Source organism: Alteromonas ponticola (genome assembly GCF_012911815.1).
GTDB classification, from domain to species: Bacteria; Pseudomonadota; Gammaproteobacteria; order Enterobacterales; family Alteromonadaceae; genus Alteromonas; species Alteromonas ponticola.
In genome coordinates this window covers 386,598-406,201 of record NZ_JAATNW010000005.1, presented here as the reverse complement: position 1 = coordinate 406,201, position 19,604 = coordinate 386,598, and the positions used below count along the sequence as shown (strand labels likewise).

Here is a 19,604-nt window from a genome sequence, read left to right as displayed (position 1 = left end):
GGCAAATAGTAAGCATTATTGAGAGGATACAGGTTTGCAACGACCCGCTAAACTTTGAAAAAAGACACTTCCTGTTTAAGTAACAGTGAAAGTTTACTTAACTTTTTAGTGGCCTTGTCGTTGTTGTTCATCGATTCAATCGTACTGTCAGACATTGCAGCCACGTGATTCATCGCTTCGTTTACATCTGTCACCACTGACACCTGCTTTGCAGCGGCCTGCGCCACTTCTTTCACGCGTACCAGCGAGTCATTGGCTTGCACTTCTATATTTTCCAGCAGTTCGGTTGCTTTAGTGATTTGCGCCTTACCATTTTCAACCTGAGGCTGGGTGGTTTCCATTGCTTGCACTGAAGCCGCAGTTTGCGTCTGCACTTCGTTAATCATTGTTTCTATCTGCGATGTCGCCTCACCAGTTCGCTTGGCCAGTTGACGAACTTCATCTGCCACTACTGCAAATCCCCGCCCTGACTCACCGGCCCTGGCCGCCTCTATTGCCGCGTTTAGCGCCAGTAGATTGGTTTGCTCTGAAATACTGCTGATTACCGACGCTATGCCACTTATCTTTTTAGTGTTTTCTTCAAGAAGTTTAATCTGCGTTACGGTCGCATTGACAGTGTTGGCAATTTTTTCTATTTCTCCCGCTGCTGAGATAACCACCTGGCGTCCCTGCATTGCGTATTGAACAGTCAAGCCTGAGTTTTCTTCGGTGCGTGAAGCTATTTGTGACACTTGGTCAATACTTGAGCGCATGGAGCCTAGTTTGTCAGCAGTATCGCTGGTTAAACTGGCCTGTTTTTTCGCTGACTGAAGTACCATGCCTGAGCCTTCCGTCACCTCAGAAACCTGTTTAGATAAATCATTCGACGCATTAACAATATTCTTGACGATACTGGTCAGCTTGTCACTCATGCTATCGAGAGAGTCCATGATGCTTCCGTGGTATCGCGAGTCGATATTCATGGTTAAATCGCCTTCGGCCAGCAATTTAATCGCATTTTGAGCTTCGTAAGGTTCGCCGCCTAAAGACAATCGCAAACTGCGCGCAATCAAAAAGCCCACTGCAATGGATAATGCGATCGCGCAGGCACTTAAAATCAACATTAAACTCTGAAAAGAGCCTGCCACGTCTCTGGCTTTGGGCGTCGCAATCTGATTCTGCTCTTCCTGGTAATCGATAAATTCATTTATTGTATTTAACCACTCGATAAATGCAGGTCTGGCGCTTTCCAAAACGGTTTTGCTCACGTCCTCACCCGCCTTTTTTCTGGTAAGGATGGTAGCAACTAACGGCAATGTGCGGCGTTGAACTTCGTCAATGCGACGAAGGATATCTTTTTCTTGTGCTGAAAATTTAATTCCTTCACTTAGCATTGCGTCCATCTTGTTTTCAGAATCAACGTAAAATCGTTCAAGGCTACGAATTTCTTTTTCGAACTGACTTACTTGCGCAGCGTTAGCAGCGATGGCAACGTCACGCACGGCGATAGCCCGGTCGTGGACACTGCCCCTGAAGTTTATCGCATAGCGCTGTTTAACCGAATTGATGTCAGTCATTTCGGCAAGTGTGCGATCGATGGCATTTACCTGGCGGATCCCTTGAATAGTAAGCAACGCCAGTAGCGCTAAAATGATCCCGAATCCCAGGGCAAGACGTGTTTTAATTGAAAGTGAAGAAACGAAGGTTAACATTGGTGATACTGCTCAATGATTAAGTCGGCGGATATTACATGAGTTTTAATCAGACCGCTTTCAAATTAACTCGATTAAGCTAATCGATAAAAGCGAATGGAGGTAAACTGAATTCATTTACCCAATCACTTATCGCAAGCGGTTGCTTTCAAAAAAAATACTCATCACACTGCAATGAGTAAATATTGGATGATCTTAACATTGACAATGTTAACAACGCTGGAAACTCTGTGTGAAAGATAATCTATCCATTCGCTCATACAGCACTAAACCAACCCGTCATTCTCATGACTTTTTTCAACTGGTGATGCCATTAAGAGGCGTTATCTCTATTCGAGTTGAACAATTTCGGGGGAATGTTGCTCCCGGTGAGTGTGTGGTGGTCAGAAAAACTGAAGAGCACATGTTTACCGCCAATGCTCAGGCTAAGTTTGTGGTGGCGGATTTACAGGAACTGCCCGCGAATGTTGCTGCCTGTCAGGGCGTGGTGTTTGCGATAAACGCGTCAATGTCCCGCTACCTGGCATTTGTAGAACAACAACTTGAGCTACAGATTAATGCGCCGCTGGAAACCTCCATGGTGGAGACATTTTATCTGCTGCTGTCAGAACAGACGTTATTGCCCAAGCTAGACAGCAGGATCGCTAATGCAATGATGTTCATCGAAAAACATCTTGATGAGAAACTCACTATCAGCCAATTAGCCAGTGTGGCCTGCTTGAGCGACACTCAATTTAAGTTGTTATTTAAACAACATACAGGCCTGACTGCCATGAGTTATATCACCAAATTACGAATGGAAAAAGCTCAGGCGTTGTTAACCCACACCGATTATTCCTTGCAACACATCGGAGAAAGGGTGGGTTTTGCAGAGCTGTCTACGTTTAGCCGCAAATTCTCCCGCTACTTTGGACTTTCACCCACTCAGTTCAAGCAATGACTTCCGCCCTTTCCATCAATTAAATAGTCCTTTTTGTCAAATTAATTACGAAACCACCTGATATGCTTAAGACCGTTTACTTCTTACCAATCAGGAAATACCGATGTCATGTGTCTGTTCAGGTATTAAAGGCGCGCTGGCCATTGTTGCTGCCAGTATCCTGTGGGGCACCACGGGAACTGCAGCCACTTTCGCTGCTGATGTCAACCCGCTTGCTATCGGTGCTTTTGCTATGGGCATTGCGGGTATTCTGATGTCGTTCAGCGCATTTGCCAGCTTACGAGATGATGCCATAAACATGCTCGAACGCCCTTACTTGGTAGTTTTCGGCAGTGTTTGTGTGGCCCTCTATCCCTTGGCGTTCTATTCGTCCATGTGGTGGTCTGGCATCGCCATTGGCACTGTCATTTCTCTGGCCAGCGCGCCCTTTTTCGCTGCCCTGCTGGAACGTCTTATTTGCAAAAAATCGATTTCGCCACAGTGGTGGGTATGTTTTTTCGTTGGCGCTACCGGTATGACGCTGTTATCGCTTGGAAAAATACCTGATACCCACGATACAAATATAGGCAGCAGGGGGGCATGGGGAGTCCTGTTAGGGTTGGTTGCTGGTCTCACATACGCAGGCTACTCATGGGCTGCGCGTGAACTGATCAACCATGGCGTGCAGGCAAAGTCTTCTCTGGCCGGGATATTTGGTGGTGCTGCAATTTTACTGCTTCCTTCATTGTTCTTTACCGGCGATAACCTGTTCGCATCGAAGGTTAGTACTTACGTCCTAATCTACATGGCAGTGATCCCTATGTTTTTAGGATACCTGCTGTTTGGTTACGGCCTTAAATCGATGCATGCCAGCGATGCGACATTGCTAACCTTGATAGAACCGGTGGTAGCGACATTACTGGCCATTTATCTCCTTGGTGAAGCGTTTAACGTTGTTGGCTGGATTGGCATGGTGATGATAAGTCTTTGTTTAATATTGCAATCTATTCCCCAAAGAAAAGCTTTGTCTACACCTTTAACAAACACGAGAAAGCGTTGGAGTGTGAGCGATTGATTGGTAAATACTGGAGTCTGCCAGACACTACAAGGTGGCAAATTTCCAGATAGGTGAAAATCACAACGTAGCTGGAATCGCTACGTCATTTCAGCCACATTATTTGAGACTTTGCGCATCATTGTTAAATAACGATTCCAATTGGGCGCGCCCTTTACCCGTCAACTTAATTAGTGCTTGCTCATCCATCTGTTGTTTTTTCGCTGTATCAAGCAACTCTTGATCGTGCTCTGAGAAAAGTGCAGTCATTTTTTTCGCTTCGGACTCACTGAACCCGTAAGCCTGTAAGAGATGATCTGCAGCCTCCAGACTTCCTGCCCATAGTTCACGGATGATAGACGTGACCTCCAGTTTATGGAATGCTATTGCCATGGTGCGGTTACGCGCACGCGCAATAATTTTAATGTCCGGATATTGCTCCTTCACCGATTTGGCAATGCTGATAGCCGCGTCCGAATTATCAACGGCAATCAGTAATACTCGCGCTTCTTCAATTCCCGCTTTCTTAAGCAATTCAGTTTTGGTGGCATCGCCATAAAACACTTTATTGCCAAACTTGCTCACAAATTCGATATGCTCTGCATTGATATCTAACGCAGTGAAAGGAATATGGTTGGCGGCCAGGATGCGGGCCGAAATCTGACCAAAGCGGCCGAACCCGGCAATGATGACTTTAGGTTCATCCACGTCGCGATGACTATCGTACACACGTGGACAATTTTTACTGTTAAACAGGTTGCTGTAAAGGATCACCAGTGGGGATGTCAGCGTCATAGAGATCCCCACTATGAGCGTGACCTGACTGGAGAGGGCCGAATCCATCAACCCATTCCCAGTAGCCTGGGTCATTACCACAAAAGCAAACTCCCCTCCCTGCGAGAGCATCAGTCCGATCCGCATGGCATCGGTTGATGTCTGTTTATTCAGTTTTAAAATTGCAAAGATGATCAGTGTTTTTATCACAATCAACGCAATACTACAGCCAAGAATGAAAGCTGGTTTCTCAACAAGTAAGTTAAGATTGAGATTCATTCCAATAGCAATAAAAAATAAGCCCAGCAGCAGCGCTTTAAACGGTTCAATTTCTGCTTCTAATTGATGTTTGAAGTTTGAATTGGCTAACAGCATCCCCGCCACGAATGCACCCAATCCCATCGACAAACCGGCATGCTGCATACCCAAAGCAGTGGCAAGGACGATCAGTAATGACGCGGCCGTCATGATTTCATCACTACCATAACGGGCAATAAGACGAAGAAACGGGTTTAACAGATAACGACCGGCCAGCAACACGCCCACCACCAAAACTACACTCATCCACCAAGGTGGACCGTTCAGATTTTCGCCTTGCGCCAGCCCTTCAACCAGCAGCAATATGGGGATAACAGCTAGATCCTGCATCAGCAGCATGGCGAACCCCAATTGGCCGGGTGGAGACGCGAGGATACGCTGCTCTTTCATTAACTGTATAGCAAAAGCCGTTGAGGAAAGCGCAATGGCAAGCCCAATTACAATGGCGAGTGTGGATTCCAGGGATAACAGCAGATAGCAAATCAGGCCAAGAGCGATTGCACTTATTATCAGCTGCCCACCGCCACTAAAAGTGATCTGATAGCGCATCCGCCAAAGCTTTTGTGGCTCTAACTCCAGACCAATAATAAACAATAATAACACCACACCCAATTCGGCGAAGTGCAGAATGGTTTCCGGATGGCCAACAATATGCAGTGCTGACGGACCAATAACCACACCCGCAAACAAGTAGCCTAAGATAGCCCCCAGTTTTAAGCGTTTGAACAAAGGAACTGCGATGACGGCAGCGGCAAGAAAAACAGCAGTTGAAGGTAGTAACGTCATAATGAACCCGTTTAAGTTATTTCCACTGGCCGAATGTGCTCACTTATCTTATGACTGCGCTTCACGAAAGTTCAAGTTTAATTAGCAACGACCAGAACTAATTCGCCCGACCGCTCACCCCGACAATTTATTTAAATTCAGTTTTTTAGCGTTCACGTTCAGCGTACCTTCTGATCAATCGCGGTTCCTGTTTCATTCATTGTTTGTTACAAAGCCTCACTGATAGACATACCAGAGTTTGATAGTTTTGGCGGCAAACAAATTGAAGGTAATATCAATGAAATTCACATTAATAATGATTCTGCTGATGTGCAGCATGAGCCAGGTTCATGCACAGGTAAAAATACTGCCTGTCGGAGTTTTTCATTTCACATTTCCCAATCTTGATGCACAACAAGTAATAAAGACACACCAAATTGATGTGTTAGAACCCGAATTTCAAAAGCAAATAGAGCAAATCGTGAATGCGTTAAGTGAGTTTGAACCAGACTATGTCGTTGTGGAGCATAAACTTAAACACGCCAACGCACTAAACCGTGCCTATCTACAATACCTGAAAACAGGCGAGCTTCCCGGCCGCTCGGAAACTTATCAATTGGGGTTCCGGATCGCAAACAAGCGCTCTTTAAATAAAGTGCATGGAGTGGATACCTGGGGCAAGCTTTATCAGGCAACCGCTACATACCTTTCCTCTGAACAGGGAGAGACAGCATTTAACGCGTTTTATAACAACCCACCTGACAAAGCATTGAAAGTTTCTCAGGGCGACCCGGTTTATAAAGAGCGGGGTATAGCGGCAGAATTAATCCGACTGAATCAGCCCGATACAATCCGCCAATCATTGAACAATTATCTTGTTGGCCACTTCAAGTATGCCACTGAGGAACAACCCTATTTTGGTGCTGACTTTGAAACCGGTCGCTGGTTTAACCGCAATTTGCGTATTTTACGGAATATTCAACAACTCCCTTATAAAAATGGTGAGCGTATATTACTCATCTACGGTGCTGGTCACCTTAACGTGCTGAACTATCTTTTTGATGGTTCATCGGAATTTGAACGCGTATCGCCGTTACCCTTTTTGCAAGCTGCGGATGACATCATGCATTCCCAGACGAACATGTCAGAAAGCGAATGAATAATCGTAAGGTAAATCCATTCATCACTTATAAAGTGGTAAAGTAGATTAACAACATTGAATAAAAACTAACAAGGTTCTTGCGATGAAGTTTTACCTGCTGTTAACCGGACTGATACTGTCATCTGTTTCTGCTGCGGCCACTCTACCAACTCAACATTCCCACCCCACCCATCAGGCTTTCTTTGACTCGCTGGCTGCCCTTTGTGGTAAAGCATTTGCGGGTAAGGTTGTGGTGGATAATGCCCGCTCTGATGCGTTCACAAACAAGCGCTTAGTTATGCATGTGCGGGAATGTAGTGATGACAAAATTGCCATTCCTTTTCATGTTGGTGAAGATCGTTCGCGTACCTGGATCATCACCCGAACCGGCAGTGGATTAAGTTTGAAGCACGACCACCGCCATGAAGATGGCAGTGAAGATGCAGTGACCATGTACGGCGGAATAACATCCACACCTGGCTTCAAGCAAGTACAGGCATTTGCGGCCGATAGCTACACGCAGTGGATGTTCGCAGAAAAGGGCCTGCCACAATCCATTGGCAATGTCTGGAAAATGTATGTTTATCCCGATAGTTTCAGCTATCAACTGGTACGTGAAGGGCGTGAATTCAGAGTCGACTTTGATTTAAACCAGGCTATCGACACGCCCCCGGCCCCGTGGGGTGCGGAAAACTAACTTTTTAAGCTTCTTTATTGCCATTGTTATTCTTCAGCTAACGCCGTGGATGTTTCGCTTACACACCACCGGCGTGGCTGACACCACTGCCCTTTGGAATAACCCTCTGCTTTTTCAATACCTAATTCATTAAGAATATTTTAAAACCCATACCCCCAATACCTGCGTATCCACTTGCTCGACGGAAATCAAATTAAGGTTGGTACTACAAATGACAACATTTACCATACACACCAAAGATTCTGCTCCTGAAGACTCGAAACCTCTGCTTAAGAAGTCCATTGACGAGTTTGGAATGATCCCTAATTTACATGGCATTATGGCCGAATCACCTGCTACGCTTGAAGCTTATCAAACCTTGCATCGGCTGGCTCAGGAAACGGCGTTTACCAAAGCAGAGCTGACTGTCGTCTGGCTTGGTGTCAGCGCAAAACATGGATGCAGTTACTGCGTGCCAGCGCATACGGCAATCGCGAAAAATATGGGCGTGGATGAAGATATTATCACCGCCTTGCGTGAAGAAAAGCCGCTACCAGATGAAAAACTGGAAGTGTTGAAAAAGACGACCCTGTCTATCTTGATGAACCGTTCAAAAATCAGTGACAGTGAGCGCGATGCATTTTATCAGGCAGGTTACACCCATCGCCACCTGCTCGAGATCGTCACTGTGATGTGTCAGAAGATCATGAGTAACTACATCAATAATCTTGCCAAAACACCACTTGATGATCCCTTTAAAGACTTTATGTGGAGCAAAGATGACTAAGGTAAACTGCGCACGAGCGTGATGTGTGCGTTATTAACCTTGTGTTCTAAGGGGGCTAAACTGCCTATTTAGCCCCCTTAACTTATAATAACTCCGTGTATGGCACCACATCGTTTTTCAATTCCCACATGTTCAACAGTGCTTCGGCAGCAGGCTTTTGCTTCTTATCCAACGCATTTTTTGAATAAAATACCGGGTTAGGTATCGTATCCGCCAGTTTCAGCAATGCGTCTGAAGGAAGTGGGATGCGCACAAAATCGCTATCGTTAAGTGGCCCCCAGGAATCGCGATCAACCGCCAGCTTTCCCTGCTCAATGAAATAGCCAGACCATTTTTCCGCTGCTGATGCCGTTTCGGGAACATCCCAGAGCCTTTTTGCAAAACAAATCAGATACAATTTACCGTTGTTTTTTGCAAGCCGTACTGGATGTCGGTCATTATCGGTCCATCCCTTTCCATCAAGCTCGAACTGTTTGTCATTAACCTCCACTCGAAATTCGTAGTCTTTCGTATTATTTCTATAGGGTAAACCTTTAATCATTGATTCAATAATGCTTTGAAGAGCACTAAGAACCGGGCCGTTGAACCAGCCTAAATTAACGAAATTCGAGGACTTTATGGCCTTGCCAATGCGGTCTGCAAGCAACAGCAATCCGGCCTTGTAGGTGAGTGCGAAACCTTCTCTATCTTTAAATTCGCCCGGATACCGATTCGCGTGTGGTGTAGGCTGGTGAGCAGACAATAAACCTGCACTTTTTAATTTGGCGAAGCTACAGTATTTGGCAACAGTCACTTCGTACGCGCTTGGAGCTTCTGACATAAATCCGGCAAACCCAGCCAATGGAGAGCCAGGCAGAAATATCTTTTCTGAAATTTCAATGCCATCCCGTTGCTCAATTTTTACCGGCCCAATAGAAATAAGCTGACTGTTACGGCTCTTTGCTTCCAGATCTGCGATCAAGTCCATAAAACTACATAGCATCGCATGCATACCGGCATTGCGTAACGATTCAGGTTCGATGTCTGCCCAGTTGCCATGTGCCAGAATTTCTCCCTTGCCTCTGATGGAGGTAAATACAGAATCAGGCTCACGCGCCAGGCGCTCAAACTCTGCGGCGAGATCAGCCGCCAATGTTGGGATAAGCGCCTTATTAGAAAACTGTCTGAGCAAATGTTGTAACTCGAAACGCAATTGCAAAAATTTATCTTCGGTGGCGGTAACTTGCCCCTGCAGTAACTTACGAAAATCGTTACGCATTTTAATTTTGTTGGCAATTTGAAAGTTCTGATGAGATTGATGAGCCGATGCCTGCGAGCTGATCGCTGACAGTAAACTCACTGCGCAGGGAACCAACTTGTCCAATGACGACAGACACAGCAAATCGTTTCCATCGGTGGTGGCGCTAATTTCGCCAAGCCAGTCGATGGGTTTTTGGTCTTTGTATTCTTTGTACCCTTTAAGATTAAACGTGACAGTGTTATCGATAGAGGGGTCGACAAATATAATCCGCCGTTCAAACTCCTCTTCAATTTCCTCGTCATTTAAATGCGTGGTGGCATCAATATGCGATGCCAGTTTAAATGCCTCTGATACCGGAGAATTTGCAAACACCCCACCATCGACATAACTGTAGAGATACTGCGTACTATCGTGAAAGTTCCATAGCCCTTTGGGAAATTCCCATTTGTATCGAATCAAGGGCACAGGCTCGAAGGCAATGGGAAACGCGCCACTGGCGATGGCGGTAGCAACAATGTGTTTCCAGTTTTCTTCACTTCTTATGTCAAAGGATTCGCCCGCAACTGCCTTCCCCCAGTGAAAACGCATCCACCTTTTTGGATGAATATCGTCATTGGCAAACTTGTCGTTATCCAGTTCGTTAAAATTGATATCAAAGATTCGATGTTCCTGGTGAAATTTAGAACTCAACGCATCGTTAGCGGCAATATCCGGACCGGCGGCACCACCCTCGGGCGCTTCTAAATACAACTCCTGAACATTGGCAATCAGGGGACTTAAATTTGAGATGCTGCAACTGTATAGAACTCGGGGGGCAAGAATGGGATAGGTAGCTTTGTGGTCATCCTGATAGTTACCCATTGGTGGAGACAGGAACTTTTTAGCAATATCCGTGATTGCCGCTTTATTAAAAATACCTGCCTGACTGTGAAGCGGAGGCACTTTGCCCGAGCCCGCAGCTTTGAGTAGTTTATAAATGGAAATTTCTCTGACCCAGATTTGAGTCAATGCCTGTTGGGTTAATTCAGTATCAATCAGTTGCTGCTTTTTAACTTCTGAAATGCTGTCTGCATCAAAGCCGTAATCCCCAATAAGCTTTTCCCATGCGCGCATTCTTTTCACCGCGTTATGCTCAGGAAACGCTAACCCTTTGAGCATAATACCCAAACTCATAGCGCCTGCACTGGCGCCGGAGAACACATCTATTTCAATACGTTTATACTCGTCTCCATTCGTATCTTTGGCATACAAAAGTGCGAGTTTAATTGACTCTGTAAGCGCTGCACCGGAGAAGGAACCAAGGGATACGCCTCCTCCCATAGCAAAACCGAGTTTAAGAACTTTACCCATTTCCCTTTCCTTTTAAAAAGTGAATAATGAGCTCAAACTGCAAGCGTTGTGTCGATCATAAAAACAGTGGGTGTTAAGTGGCCTGGAAGTTGATTAATCTTGCCGAGGTTCGTTGGCGGGAAAGCGGAGAGCCATCTTTTGCAGGTTCTTATGCCGGAATACGCTAACAGTTTTCCTTTACAGAGGCCCGCCAATGTGTGTTCTTTTTTTATACAATTTAGCAGGCTTTCAGTGTTGTGCAATCTATATAGCCGCTTAATCTCAGCCATTTGCATTAAATTTTATCTTCCCTGCCCTAAGTGTCCTCTCCCGGAATTTTTGCAACGATCCGACCTCATTTCACGGGCAAATTGGCATAGAAATATATCACCTAAAATAATGTTGCAATTTAATTTCATTCACGCAATAGTATGAATAGGCGATGAATAATCGTCCTGAAAAATGTTTTTCTCTCCTCAAGGATTAGATGTTAGATAAAGTTTTTCTAATATTAATCAGTACTGTGTTAGCAACCCAACGTTGCTAGTCGTCACTGACATTCCATTCAGTAGTAGGAAGTTCACACGAGCCCAGCACTCAACTCAACAAGTGTAAAAACAACGTGATTACCATCAAAGATTGGATATAAATCCAACGCAGGTAGTTGTTTTAGAAGGAATGCAAAAATATGAAATTTAGATTCACTGCATGTGCCAGTGCGATTGCACTCGCCTGTTTGTCTACGGCGTCTGCTGCACAGACGTCAGCAATCAAAGAAGTGGCAGCTCAAAATACTGCAAAAGCCGACGGCACCTCCTCCGGATTCGCCAATTGGTATAACGCAAAGCAGCGCAGCGAATTTGCTGCCGAGACAGACCAAATCATCGTAGAATTCACCAGCGAATCAGTGGCGACAGAAGCATTACGCTCTGCTGTCGATTCGGTTGGCGCGGTAGTTTCTGGTGCAACCAAAGGCGCGACTCAGGGATTTGACCTGGGCAATAAGCGAATTGGCAAAAGCCGTTCAATTCTGGCTGATTTAGAAAAAGCAGCAGGCAAAAAACTGAAAGTTGGCAAGGCGCTGGGTAAAACCAAGTTGACCTTAAAACTTGATAAAAAATTCGACCACAAGTCTGCCAAGGCAATTGTCGATAAACTGAAAAAGAACAAAAAAGTTAAATTTGCTGAGATTGACCCTATCCGTTATTTGATGGCACAAACCCAACCCTGGGGTATCAGTGCGGTTCAGGCAGACCTGGTTTCTGATAACGAAGCTGCCAATATGACGGTTTGTATCATTGATTCAGGTTATGACATTAACAACCCTGATTTAAGTGGCAATATGGTCAGTGGAACCAGTGACAGCGGCACAGGCGCGTGGTCAACACCCGGTGGTTCTCACGGTACGCACGTAGCGGGAACAATTGCAGCGATCAATAACTCGCAGGGTGTTGTGGGCGTGCTACCCAATCAAAACGTAAACCTGCATATCATCAAAGTGTTTAACGACTCTGGCTGGGGTTACAGTAGTGACCTGGTCTCAGCGATTCAACGATGTGACGATGCCGGTGCGCAGGTCGTGAATATGTCACTGGGTGGAACAGGCTCGTCGACATCAGAGCGTAACGCTTTGCAAAATTTCTACGATAACGGCATTTTGCTGGTGGCTGCAGCGGGTAATTCGGGCGACTCAACGCTCTCATATCCCGCGTCGTATGACTCGGTAATCTCCGTTGCCGCGGTTGACGAGTCAGGTCAGCATGCCGAATTTTCACAATATACCAATCAGGTTGAAGTTGCTGGTCCAGGTGAAGCTATCCTGTCACCGGTTGGGGTAAACGATGGCAGACAAGGCTTTATCACCTTCGGTGGCAGTACCACTGGCGATGATCGCGTGCTGCCGCCAACGCGATATGTTCAGAGCGGGCCAGATTACGTTGTAACGAACGTGAACGGCACTGTTTCAGGTGTGATAGGAGCGTGTTCGCGCACTGGAAGCAGCTATAGCTGTGGCAACATGAGCGGCAAAATCTGTGTTGCTGAACGTCATGCAAACCAGATAGGCAGCACGTATCCCGAAGTTGATCCAGCCAAAGCCTGTGCTGATGCGGGCGCAGCGGGTGTGGTGGTTTACAGCAACGCGGCACGTCCTGGTTTACAAAACCCATTCCTGGTAGATGCTACCGGCGCTGTTGACGTGCCCACGGTATCAGTAAATCGTACTTTGGGTCAGCAACTGGTTGCGGCCGCAGGTACTTCAGCGACGCTTGATGTCGCTGGCAATACCGATTATGCATATTACAATGGTACGTCAATGGCAACACCCCATGTAGCAGGGGTCGCTGCACTGGCATGGAGTAAAAACCCTACCTGTACTGCAGCCGAAGTTCGTGCAGCATTATCTGCCACTGCCGATGATCTTGATGTAGCGGGTCGCGACAATCGCACAGGCTATGGCATGGTGCAGACCAAAGCGGCGTCTGACTACATGGCTGCAAATTGCGGCTCGGGAACAGGTACAGGCCCAGAGGCATTGACGAAAGGTGTGGCAAAAACTGCCCTTTCAGGCGCGCAAAACGAAGAGCTTGAATTTGCCATTGATGTTCCTGCAGGTGCGTCTAATCTGACATTTAACCTGTCCGGTGGCTCAGGTGACGCGGATCTGTATGTCCGTTCAGGTAGCGCTCCTTCCACGTCAACGTATGATTGTCGTTCATGGCAATCGGGTAACACTGAAAGCTGCGACTTCTCATCGCCGTCTACTGGAACCTACTATGTGAAAGTCATTGGTTACTCGGCGTTTTCTGGTGCACAACTGATTGCAGACTACGACACTGCAGGTTCTGGCGGACAAGGTGCAACCTCACAGGTAACCAATATTTCTGCTTCTACTAATAACTGGAAATACTATACCTGGGAAGTACCGTCAGGCATGTCGACTCTGGACTTCACCATCACCGGTGGAAGCGGCGACGCTGACCTTTACATTCGCTATGGAAGTCAGCCAACCACGTCGTCATACGATTGTCGTCCCTATGAGAATGGCAATGAAGAGACCTGCTCATTCAACAACCCACAGGCTGGAACCTGGCACATAGGCATTCGTGCTTATAGCACCTTCTCAGGTGTAACCTTGAATACGTCTTATCAACCCTAAGCGTATTGTTAAAATTAGCCTCGTCGATATCGGGGTGATGTAGAAAATAAAAGGCCTGAACATTCGTTCAGGCCTTTTTGATTCAGGTAAACTACGATGCTGGTGGTCGACTAATAGGTCGGGCAGACCAGCACCTTGAGCTCAAACTCTTTCGCCACATCAGTTAATATGCGTTGCAGACCCACCATATTGCCCTGCGCTTCGGGGCTCCATTCAAGTTCCAGCACGGTTGTTCCTTTCCTGAGTTTAAGCGTCCACTTTTTTGACCAGTTAAACTGATGAAATGAGCCGCTGCTTTCCCATCCCATTGCGGTCTGTTCATCAATAATCTGTTGAAAAACGTCGGCTGGAATATTCTCAATAACCCCAAGCTCATGTCGTTTAAATCTATTGGCGGTAATTTTCTGTTTCAGAATTCCGAACATATATTTGTATACCCTTTACAAATTACATGCAGTTAAGCGTAAAGTACTGAACGATGAATGGGCTAACCATATTCGTTTTGACCGCTGAATTCTACTTTAATACCACAAATACCCTTTCGTAGTGAAATTCGCTACCCATAGCCGCTATCGAATTTGCCACTGCATCTCTGAACCAGTTTGTATTAACTTAAGGTTTTGCCGAGCTTTTATGAGGCACTAGTGTTTGCTCTGCCGTTCCAATATTTCCTTAATGTCATTTAACAGTTCAATTTCTTTTGGTGTGGAAACGGAATTATCCTTAACATCATGTGCTTTTTTTCGCAGCGAATTCATCATCTTAACGATGACAAAGACAGTGATACTGATGATCATAAAGTCGACTGAGGTTTCCAGCAATTTGCCATACGCCAGCGCAATCTCATCAATCTTTTCGCCCCCAGCTTCCGATGCCTGACGCAGTACAATTTTCCGATTTTCCCACTTCTGGCCGTCAGTGACATAGGCTAACGGAGGCAGAAAAATATCTTTTACCAGCACATCGATCACTTTGTTAAACGCAGCACCGATAATGACACCAATAGCGATGTCAATCATGTTTCCCTTTATCGCAAACTCTTTAAATTCATCAAACAGCTTCATTATATTCCCCTGCTAAGATTCTGGCCGAAAACCATCAACATATTCTTTATTGTGCTTGCTAAGATACCTCAATGACTCATTTACCGTTCCCCCCGCTGCGCATTCACGTTTATTAATACTTTTTTGACAATGACAACGTTCGGTTCAGCACAATCAAAATTGTAATATGTGTAGTCGACAGAGGGGATTGGCGGCGACGTAATCATCACTCCATCACTTCCAGATAGATCTGACATCCCTGTTCGCACAAGTGCGCCAAACATTAACTTTACGTAATCGTAATGTTCCCGCGACTGCGTATTTTGTTCACACACGCATTACCACATCTCCCACCATATGAAGCTAAGCTATTGAAAAAAAGCCTTTTTAAAAATGGGTGTTAAATAGGAACGGTGTTTGCTGTCAAAGGTTGGGTGGGCGCAATCTGTGTAGGCCCTGAAGATCAAACCTGACTATGCATAAGCTAGCCAATTATCGTTTTACTGATCGATGCAACCAAAGGGAGTGACGATATGACCTGTAGGAAGCCACATATTGAAAATGAACTTACCCAGTTTATTTCCAATAAACCCTTCCCCTGTATAGGCGCGAAAACCGCACTGAACCGGGAAAATCTGACGATTAACTGTTACGGGGACATCCAAAAGGATGACAATATTACCGACATTTTGGGCGACTTATATCACTTCATCGACTCGTTTGATTTGAATACTAATATGTATTCTTCTTTTATCGCCATTTTTGAAGATTCAGAAGAATTGGACGAGCAAGAATTCGAAACGGCGCTTTTTAATAAATTGCAGGACTTACACGACAGTGACCACGCAATCAGCGAATGGGATCCAGAAGTGTCGAGCAATCCAATGCATAGTCAGTTTAGCTTTTCTCTGGGCGGCCAGGCATTTTTCATCATTGGTCTGAATCCAAACAGCTCCCGTAAAAGCAGACAGTTTGAATACCCCGCACTGGTTTTTAATCTTCATGCACAGTTCGATTATTTGCGCTCACACAATAAATTTGATGCAATGCGTGATCATATTCGACAGCGGGATCAACGTTACTCAGGCACGATGAACCCTATGCTGGCCAGTTTCGGAGAGAGTTCAGAAGTCTATCAATATAGCGGGCGACAGGTTGAAAAAAACTGGCAGTGCCCCTTTCATGTTAAGGAATAAAATGGAAAACGTAATTTCACCTCGAAGTGGCACGTCGTTCACATTGAAAAAAGGGCAATATCTAAAAGTTATCGATCCTCAGGGCGAGCAGGTTTCAGATATCTACTGTTTTAATCAATCCAATAAAAGCGAATTCTTATCTTCCGGGCGCACGCTGGATTACAATGAAGGCATTCATTTTGGCAAAGGCAGTCTGCTTTATTCCAACCAGAGTAATATCATGCTGGAAATTGTTGAAGATACAGTTGAGAGCCATGACTTTTTACTGACCCCTTGCAGCAAAGATACCTTTAAGCACTTTTATCCTGACGAAACACCGGTACCTGGCTGCCATGGCAACCTGGTATCGGCATTAAGTCCCTATGACATTCCAGAACACTTCATTGGTACCACTTTTAACATATTTATGAATGTTAAATTGGACGAAAACGGTAAGATATCCGTGCTACCTCCAACCAGCAAAGCTGGCGACTTCACAATATTTAAAGCGCATATGGATTTGATAGTTGGCTTAACTGCATGCTCTGCTGGCGAATCAAATAATTTTAGCTATAAACCGATAAATTATGTTATAAGCGATCAGAATTAAAAAAAGCATTCCAATATGATCCATTCTGTATGGGTGGAGGTATGGCGTCAGATAAGGCAGGTCTGATGGGTGTACCCGTGCTTGGAAGCATCGAATATCGCATCACGGAAGTTAACATGTCTGGTTTAAAAACAATTGATATCGACGAGCTTAAAGTTGGTATGTATGTGGTTGAGTTTGTTCGCCAAAAAGGCGAGCTTGCAATAAAGAACTCGGGTACGATTCAGCAGCTATCTACCATAGAACGGTTGATAAGCAACGGCGTCACGCGGTTAATTATTGATCCCATGCGCTCGCAATCAGCTCGAACTGGTGGTGCTTCAAGTTTAGAAACGGTCGTAGATCCTTCCATACCAAATAAACCAGCAGCTCCGGATTTGGCCGCTGCGCTGCAGTTGCATAGCAAAGGTATTTCGCTACAAAAACTCATCCACGAAAGTGTGAAGAAAAGACGCCCTCTGGACACGTCTTACGTAAGTGATTTCACTGAATTGATGATCAATATGATTGAGTCTAATCCTAATGCGATGGGATGTGCGGCACGTATTCGAAAAAAAGACAGCTATCTGCTCGAACATGCGCTTAACGTTTCAATTCACTTGATTCATCTGGGCCAGCACATGAATATGTCAATTGATGACGTACACGACCTGGGTGTGGCCGGGTTATTAATTGACGTCGGCAAAATCTGTATCCCCGATGAAATTTTGTTCAAAGCGGGTAATGCGACGCCACACGAAAAAGAAATCATTCGAGGCCATGTAAAATTAGGTGAAGAATATCTACAGCAACACGGTTATCCGGAAAAGATCATCAATGTGGTTGCCCAACACCATGAAAGACTGGATGGTTCTGGCTACCCAAGAAAATTGGTTGGTGTTCAGATTCATGAGTTTGGGCGAATGGTTGCCATCGTAGATACCTATGATGCAATAACAGCGGACCGCCCCTATCGGTTAGGGATTACCCACCAGCATGCATTAAAAGTATTGCTGGCAGAAAGCCAGACGAAATTAGATAGTACCATAGTGCAGCATTTTATTAAGTGTATGGGAATTTTTCCCGAAGGTACCTTGGTTGAACTTTCTAATGGCCACGTGGCAATGGTGTGCAAGGAAAATAGAAATACTCCATTACATCCTACAGTTAAACCTTTTTATTCGATTAAATCAAAACATTACCTGTCAGTAAAAGAGATAGATTTGGCCCGTATTCAGAACATTAAGATTGTACGCCAAGTCAAAGCCAGCCAGTTCGATATCGATTTTCACAAAGTGTTTCATGAAAACATGGTGTAACCCCGACCATCAATAGATGAATACTTAACACCAGCAGGTTATCCCCGCTTGTTCGCAGGGATAACCCGGTCACCAGAAGATTCCCTCTTAGAGGGGAACGACATGGCAACCCGTTCGCATCAAATCACCAGCATATCCATGAACTGATTGACCGGAATAGATTCAAACGCTTTTTGCTTTGCACACATGTCGATGATGTCACGGCAACGCTGAGGTGGGAAACGGGTCGCTACGTTACGTTCAAATTTCTCCTGAAGCAGTAAAATACCTTCATCGCGACGACGGCGATGCCCTACTGGATACTCAACTTCTATCTTTTGTGTACTGGTACCATCCGCAAAGAATATCTGTATTGCATTAGCAATTGAGCGCTTTTCCGGATCAAGATAATCACTGCTATAACCTTTATTTTCCACCACTTTCATTTTTTGACGTAATACATCGATTTCAGGGTGACTGGCGTGAAAACTGTCTTCGTAATGTTCGGCTTCCAATTTACCCAGTAGCAAGGGAACGGCGGTCATATATTGCAGGCAATGATCACGATCCGCTGGATTGGCGAGTTCACCGTGTTTTGAAATGATGCGAATGGCTGATTCATGGGTGGTGATTTCGATGCGTTCAATCTCATCAATGCGACCTTTAATTTCTGGATGTAGCTTAACTGCCGCTTCGCAAGCAGTCTGAGCATGAAATTCGGCAGGAAAGCTCAGCTTGAACAGAATGTTTTCCATCACATAGGTGCCATAATCCTGACTAAACGAAAATTTTCGTTGCGACTCAGGTTTGACACTTAGGTCGCTGTTAGTATGACTGAACGCAACGTCATAAAATCCCCATTGTTTTGTGGTCAATACACTGGGAATACCCATTTCTCCTCGCATGGTTATATCGGCTAAGCGCACTGCACGAGAAGTCGCGTCCCCTGCTGCCCAGGATTTACGCGATCCGGCATTGGGTGCATGTCGATACGTTCTAAGTGCCGAGCCATCAACCCAGGCCTGGGAGACTGCCGCCATAATCTGTTCACGACTGCCTCCCAACATGTGCGTAACCACCGCCACCGATGCCACGCGTACCAACAGTACATGGCACAAGCCTACACGATTAAAGCTGTTCTCAAGCGCAATAACTCCCTGAATTTCGTGGGCTTTGACCATAGCAACCAATACATCACCCATCGTCAACGGAGACTCGTTTTTTGCCACTCGCGTCTGCGACAAGTAATCCGCCACAGCCAGGATTGCGCCCAGGTTATCGGAAGGGTGGCCCCACTCAGCCGCCAACCAGGTATCGTTAAAATCCAGCCAACGAATGATGCAGCCAATATCCCACGCCGCTTTCACTGGGTCGAGGGTGAATTGGGTCCCCGGTACTCTCGCACCGTTTGGCACAACTGTGCCGGGCACCAGCGGGCCAAGATGTTTGGTACATTCAGGAAAACGCAGTGCTAATAGACCGCAACCAAGCGTGTCCATTAAGCAGTAACGGGCAGTGCTTAACGCCTCTTCTGAGGAAATGTCATAATGAATTACATAATCTGCGATGTCTTGAATAACCTGATCATATTCGGTGCGGTTACTTAAGTCGCCTTCTTTGTTCATGTTACAACTCCTTCAAGATTTAG

At 45.6% G+C, this 19,604-nt stretch carries 15 protein-coding genes; 9 read left to right on the top strand and 6 right to left on the bottom strand.

Annotated features, from left to right (window positions below):
* Positions 1–47 precede the first annotated feature (47 nt).
* The gene (locus tag HCJ96_RS11095; RefSeq protein ID WP_169211114.1) at positions 48–1,691 is read right to left on the bottom strand and encodes a methyl-accepting chemotaxis protein; all 1,644 of its coding nucleotides are present in this window, start codon (positions 1,689–1,691) and stop codon (positions 48–50) included.
* Positions 1,692–1,923: 232 nt separating this feature from the next.
* Between HCJ96_RS11095 and HCJ96_RS16550 the strand changes: the two genes are divergently transcribed.
* Both HCJ96_RS16550 and HCJ96_RS11085 read left to right on the top strand, forming a co-directional pair.
* On the top strand, positions 1,924–2,631 hold the full coding sequence (locus HCJ96_RS16550; RefSeq protein WP_169211113.1) for a helix-turn-helix domain-containing protein: 708 nt from the start codon (positions 1,924–1,926) through the stop codon (positions 2,629–2,631).
* 103 nt (positions 2,632–2,734) lie between these two features.
* Positions 2,735–3,685, top strand: a complete 951-nt coding sequence (locus HCJ96_RS11085; RefSeq protein WP_169211112.1) for a DMT family transporter — start codon at positions 2,735–2,737, stop codon at positions 3,683–3,685.
* Between the two features lie 99 nt (positions 3,686–3,784).
* Here HCJ96_RS11085 and HCJ96_RS11080 read toward each other — a convergent pair whose 3' ends face one another.
* A complete protein-coding gene (locus tag HCJ96_RS11080) occupies positions 3,785–5,542 on the bottom strand; it encodes a monovalent cation:proton antiporter-2 (CPA2) family protein (protein ID WP_169211111.1) in 1,758 nt (585 codons plus the stop codon).
* 277 nt (positions 5,543–5,819) lie between these two features.
* Between HCJ96_RS11080 and HCJ96_RS11075 the strand changes: the two genes are divergently transcribed.
* From HCJ96_RS11075 to HCJ96_RS11065, 3 genes are all read left to right on the top strand, one after another.
* Positions 5,820–6,680 carry a DUF5694 domain-containing protein gene (locus tag HCJ96_RS11075; protein WP_169211110.1) on the top strand — a complete coding sequence of 287 codons (861 nt, stop codon included), beginning with the start codon at positions 5,820–5,822 and terminating at the stop codon, positions 6,678–6,680.
* A gap of 85 nt (positions 6,681–6,765) precedes the next feature.
* Positions 6,766–7,359, top strand: a complete 594-nt coding sequence (locus tag HCJ96_RS11070) for a hypothetical protein (protein WP_211162774.1) — start codon at positions 6,766–6,768, stop codon at positions 7,357–7,359.
* A gap of 211 nt (positions 7,360–7,570) precedes the next feature.
* A complete protein-coding gene (locus HCJ96_RS11065; protein ID WP_169211109.1) occupies positions 7,571–8,125 on the top strand; it encodes a carboxymuconolactone decarboxylase family protein in 555 nt (184 codons plus the stop codon).
* Between the two features lie 82 nt (positions 8,126–8,207).
* Here HCJ96_RS11065 and HCJ96_RS11060 read toward each other — a convergent pair whose 3' ends face one another.
* Positions 8,208–10,715: a patatin-like phospholipase family protein gene (locus HCJ96_RS11060; protein ID WP_169211108.1), complete on the bottom strand. Its 2,508-nt coding sequence runs from the start codon at positions 10,713–10,715 to the stop codon at positions 8,208–8,210.
* 667 nt (positions 10,716–11,382) lie between these two features.
* Between HCJ96_RS11060 and HCJ96_RS16460 the strand changes: the two genes are divergently transcribed.
* A complete protein-coding gene (locus tag HCJ96_RS16460; RefSeq protein ID WP_169211107.1) occupies positions 11,383–13,851 on the top strand; it encodes a S8 family serine peptidase in 2,469 nt (822 codons plus the stop codon).
* 110 nt (positions 13,852–13,961) lie between these two features.
* On the opposite strand, the gene HCJ96_RS11050 is transcribed toward HCJ96_RS16460, so the two are convergent.
* Positions 13,962–14,276 carry a hypothetical protein gene (locus HCJ96_RS11050; protein WP_169211106.1) on the bottom strand — a complete coding sequence of 105 codons (315 nt, stop codon included), beginning with the start codon at positions 14,274–14,276 and terminating at the stop codon, positions 13,962–13,964.
* A gap of 216 nt (positions 14,277–14,492) precedes the next feature.
* A complete protein-coding gene (gene mscL / locus HCJ96_RS11045; protein ID WP_169211105.1) occupies positions 14,493–14,915 on the bottom strand; it encodes a large conductance mechanosensitive channel protein MscL in 423 nt (140 codons plus the stop codon).
* A 512-nt stretch (positions 14,916–15,427) separates the two neighbouring features.
* Between mscL and gntA the strand changes: the two genes are divergently transcribed.
* The 3 genes from gntA to HCJ96_RS11030 are packed head-to-tail and all read left to right on the top strand — an operon-like array spanning position 15,428 to position 17,977.
* Positions 15,428–16,090 (top strand): guanitoxin biosynthesis heme-dependent pre-guanitoxin N-hydroxylase GntA, encoded by a 663-nt coding sequence (gene gntA / locus HCJ96_RS11040; protein WP_169211104.1) that lies wholly within the window; start codon positions 15,428–15,430, stop codon positions 16,088–16,090.
* Between the two features lies 1 nt (position 16,091).
* The gene (locus HCJ96_RS11035) at positions 16,092–16,679 is read left to right on the top strand and encodes a DUF1989 domain-containing protein (RefSeq protein ID WP_169211103.1); all 588 of its coding nucleotides are present in this window, start codon (positions 16,092–16,094) and stop codon (positions 16,677–16,679) included.
* A gap of 41 nt (positions 16,680–16,720) precedes the next feature.
* The gene (locus tag HCJ96_RS11030) at positions 16,721–17,977 is read left to right on the top strand and encodes a cyclic di-GMP phosphodiesterase (RefSeq protein ID WP_169211102.1); all 1,257 of its coding nucleotides are present in this window, start codon (positions 16,721–16,723) and stop codon (positions 17,975–17,977) included.
* A 119-nt stretch (positions 17,978–18,096) separates the two neighbouring features.
* Here the strand turns inward: HCJ96_RS11030 and HCJ96_RS11025 are convergent, their stop codons facing one another.
* Positions 18,097–19,581 (bottom strand): bifunctional 2-methylcitrate dehydratase/aconitate hydratase, encoded by a 1,485-nt coding sequence (locus HCJ96_RS11025; RefSeq protein WP_169211101.1) that lies wholly within the window; start codon positions 19,579–19,581, stop codon positions 18,097–18,099.
* Between the last annotated feature and the right edge of the window lie 23 nt (positions 19,582–19,604).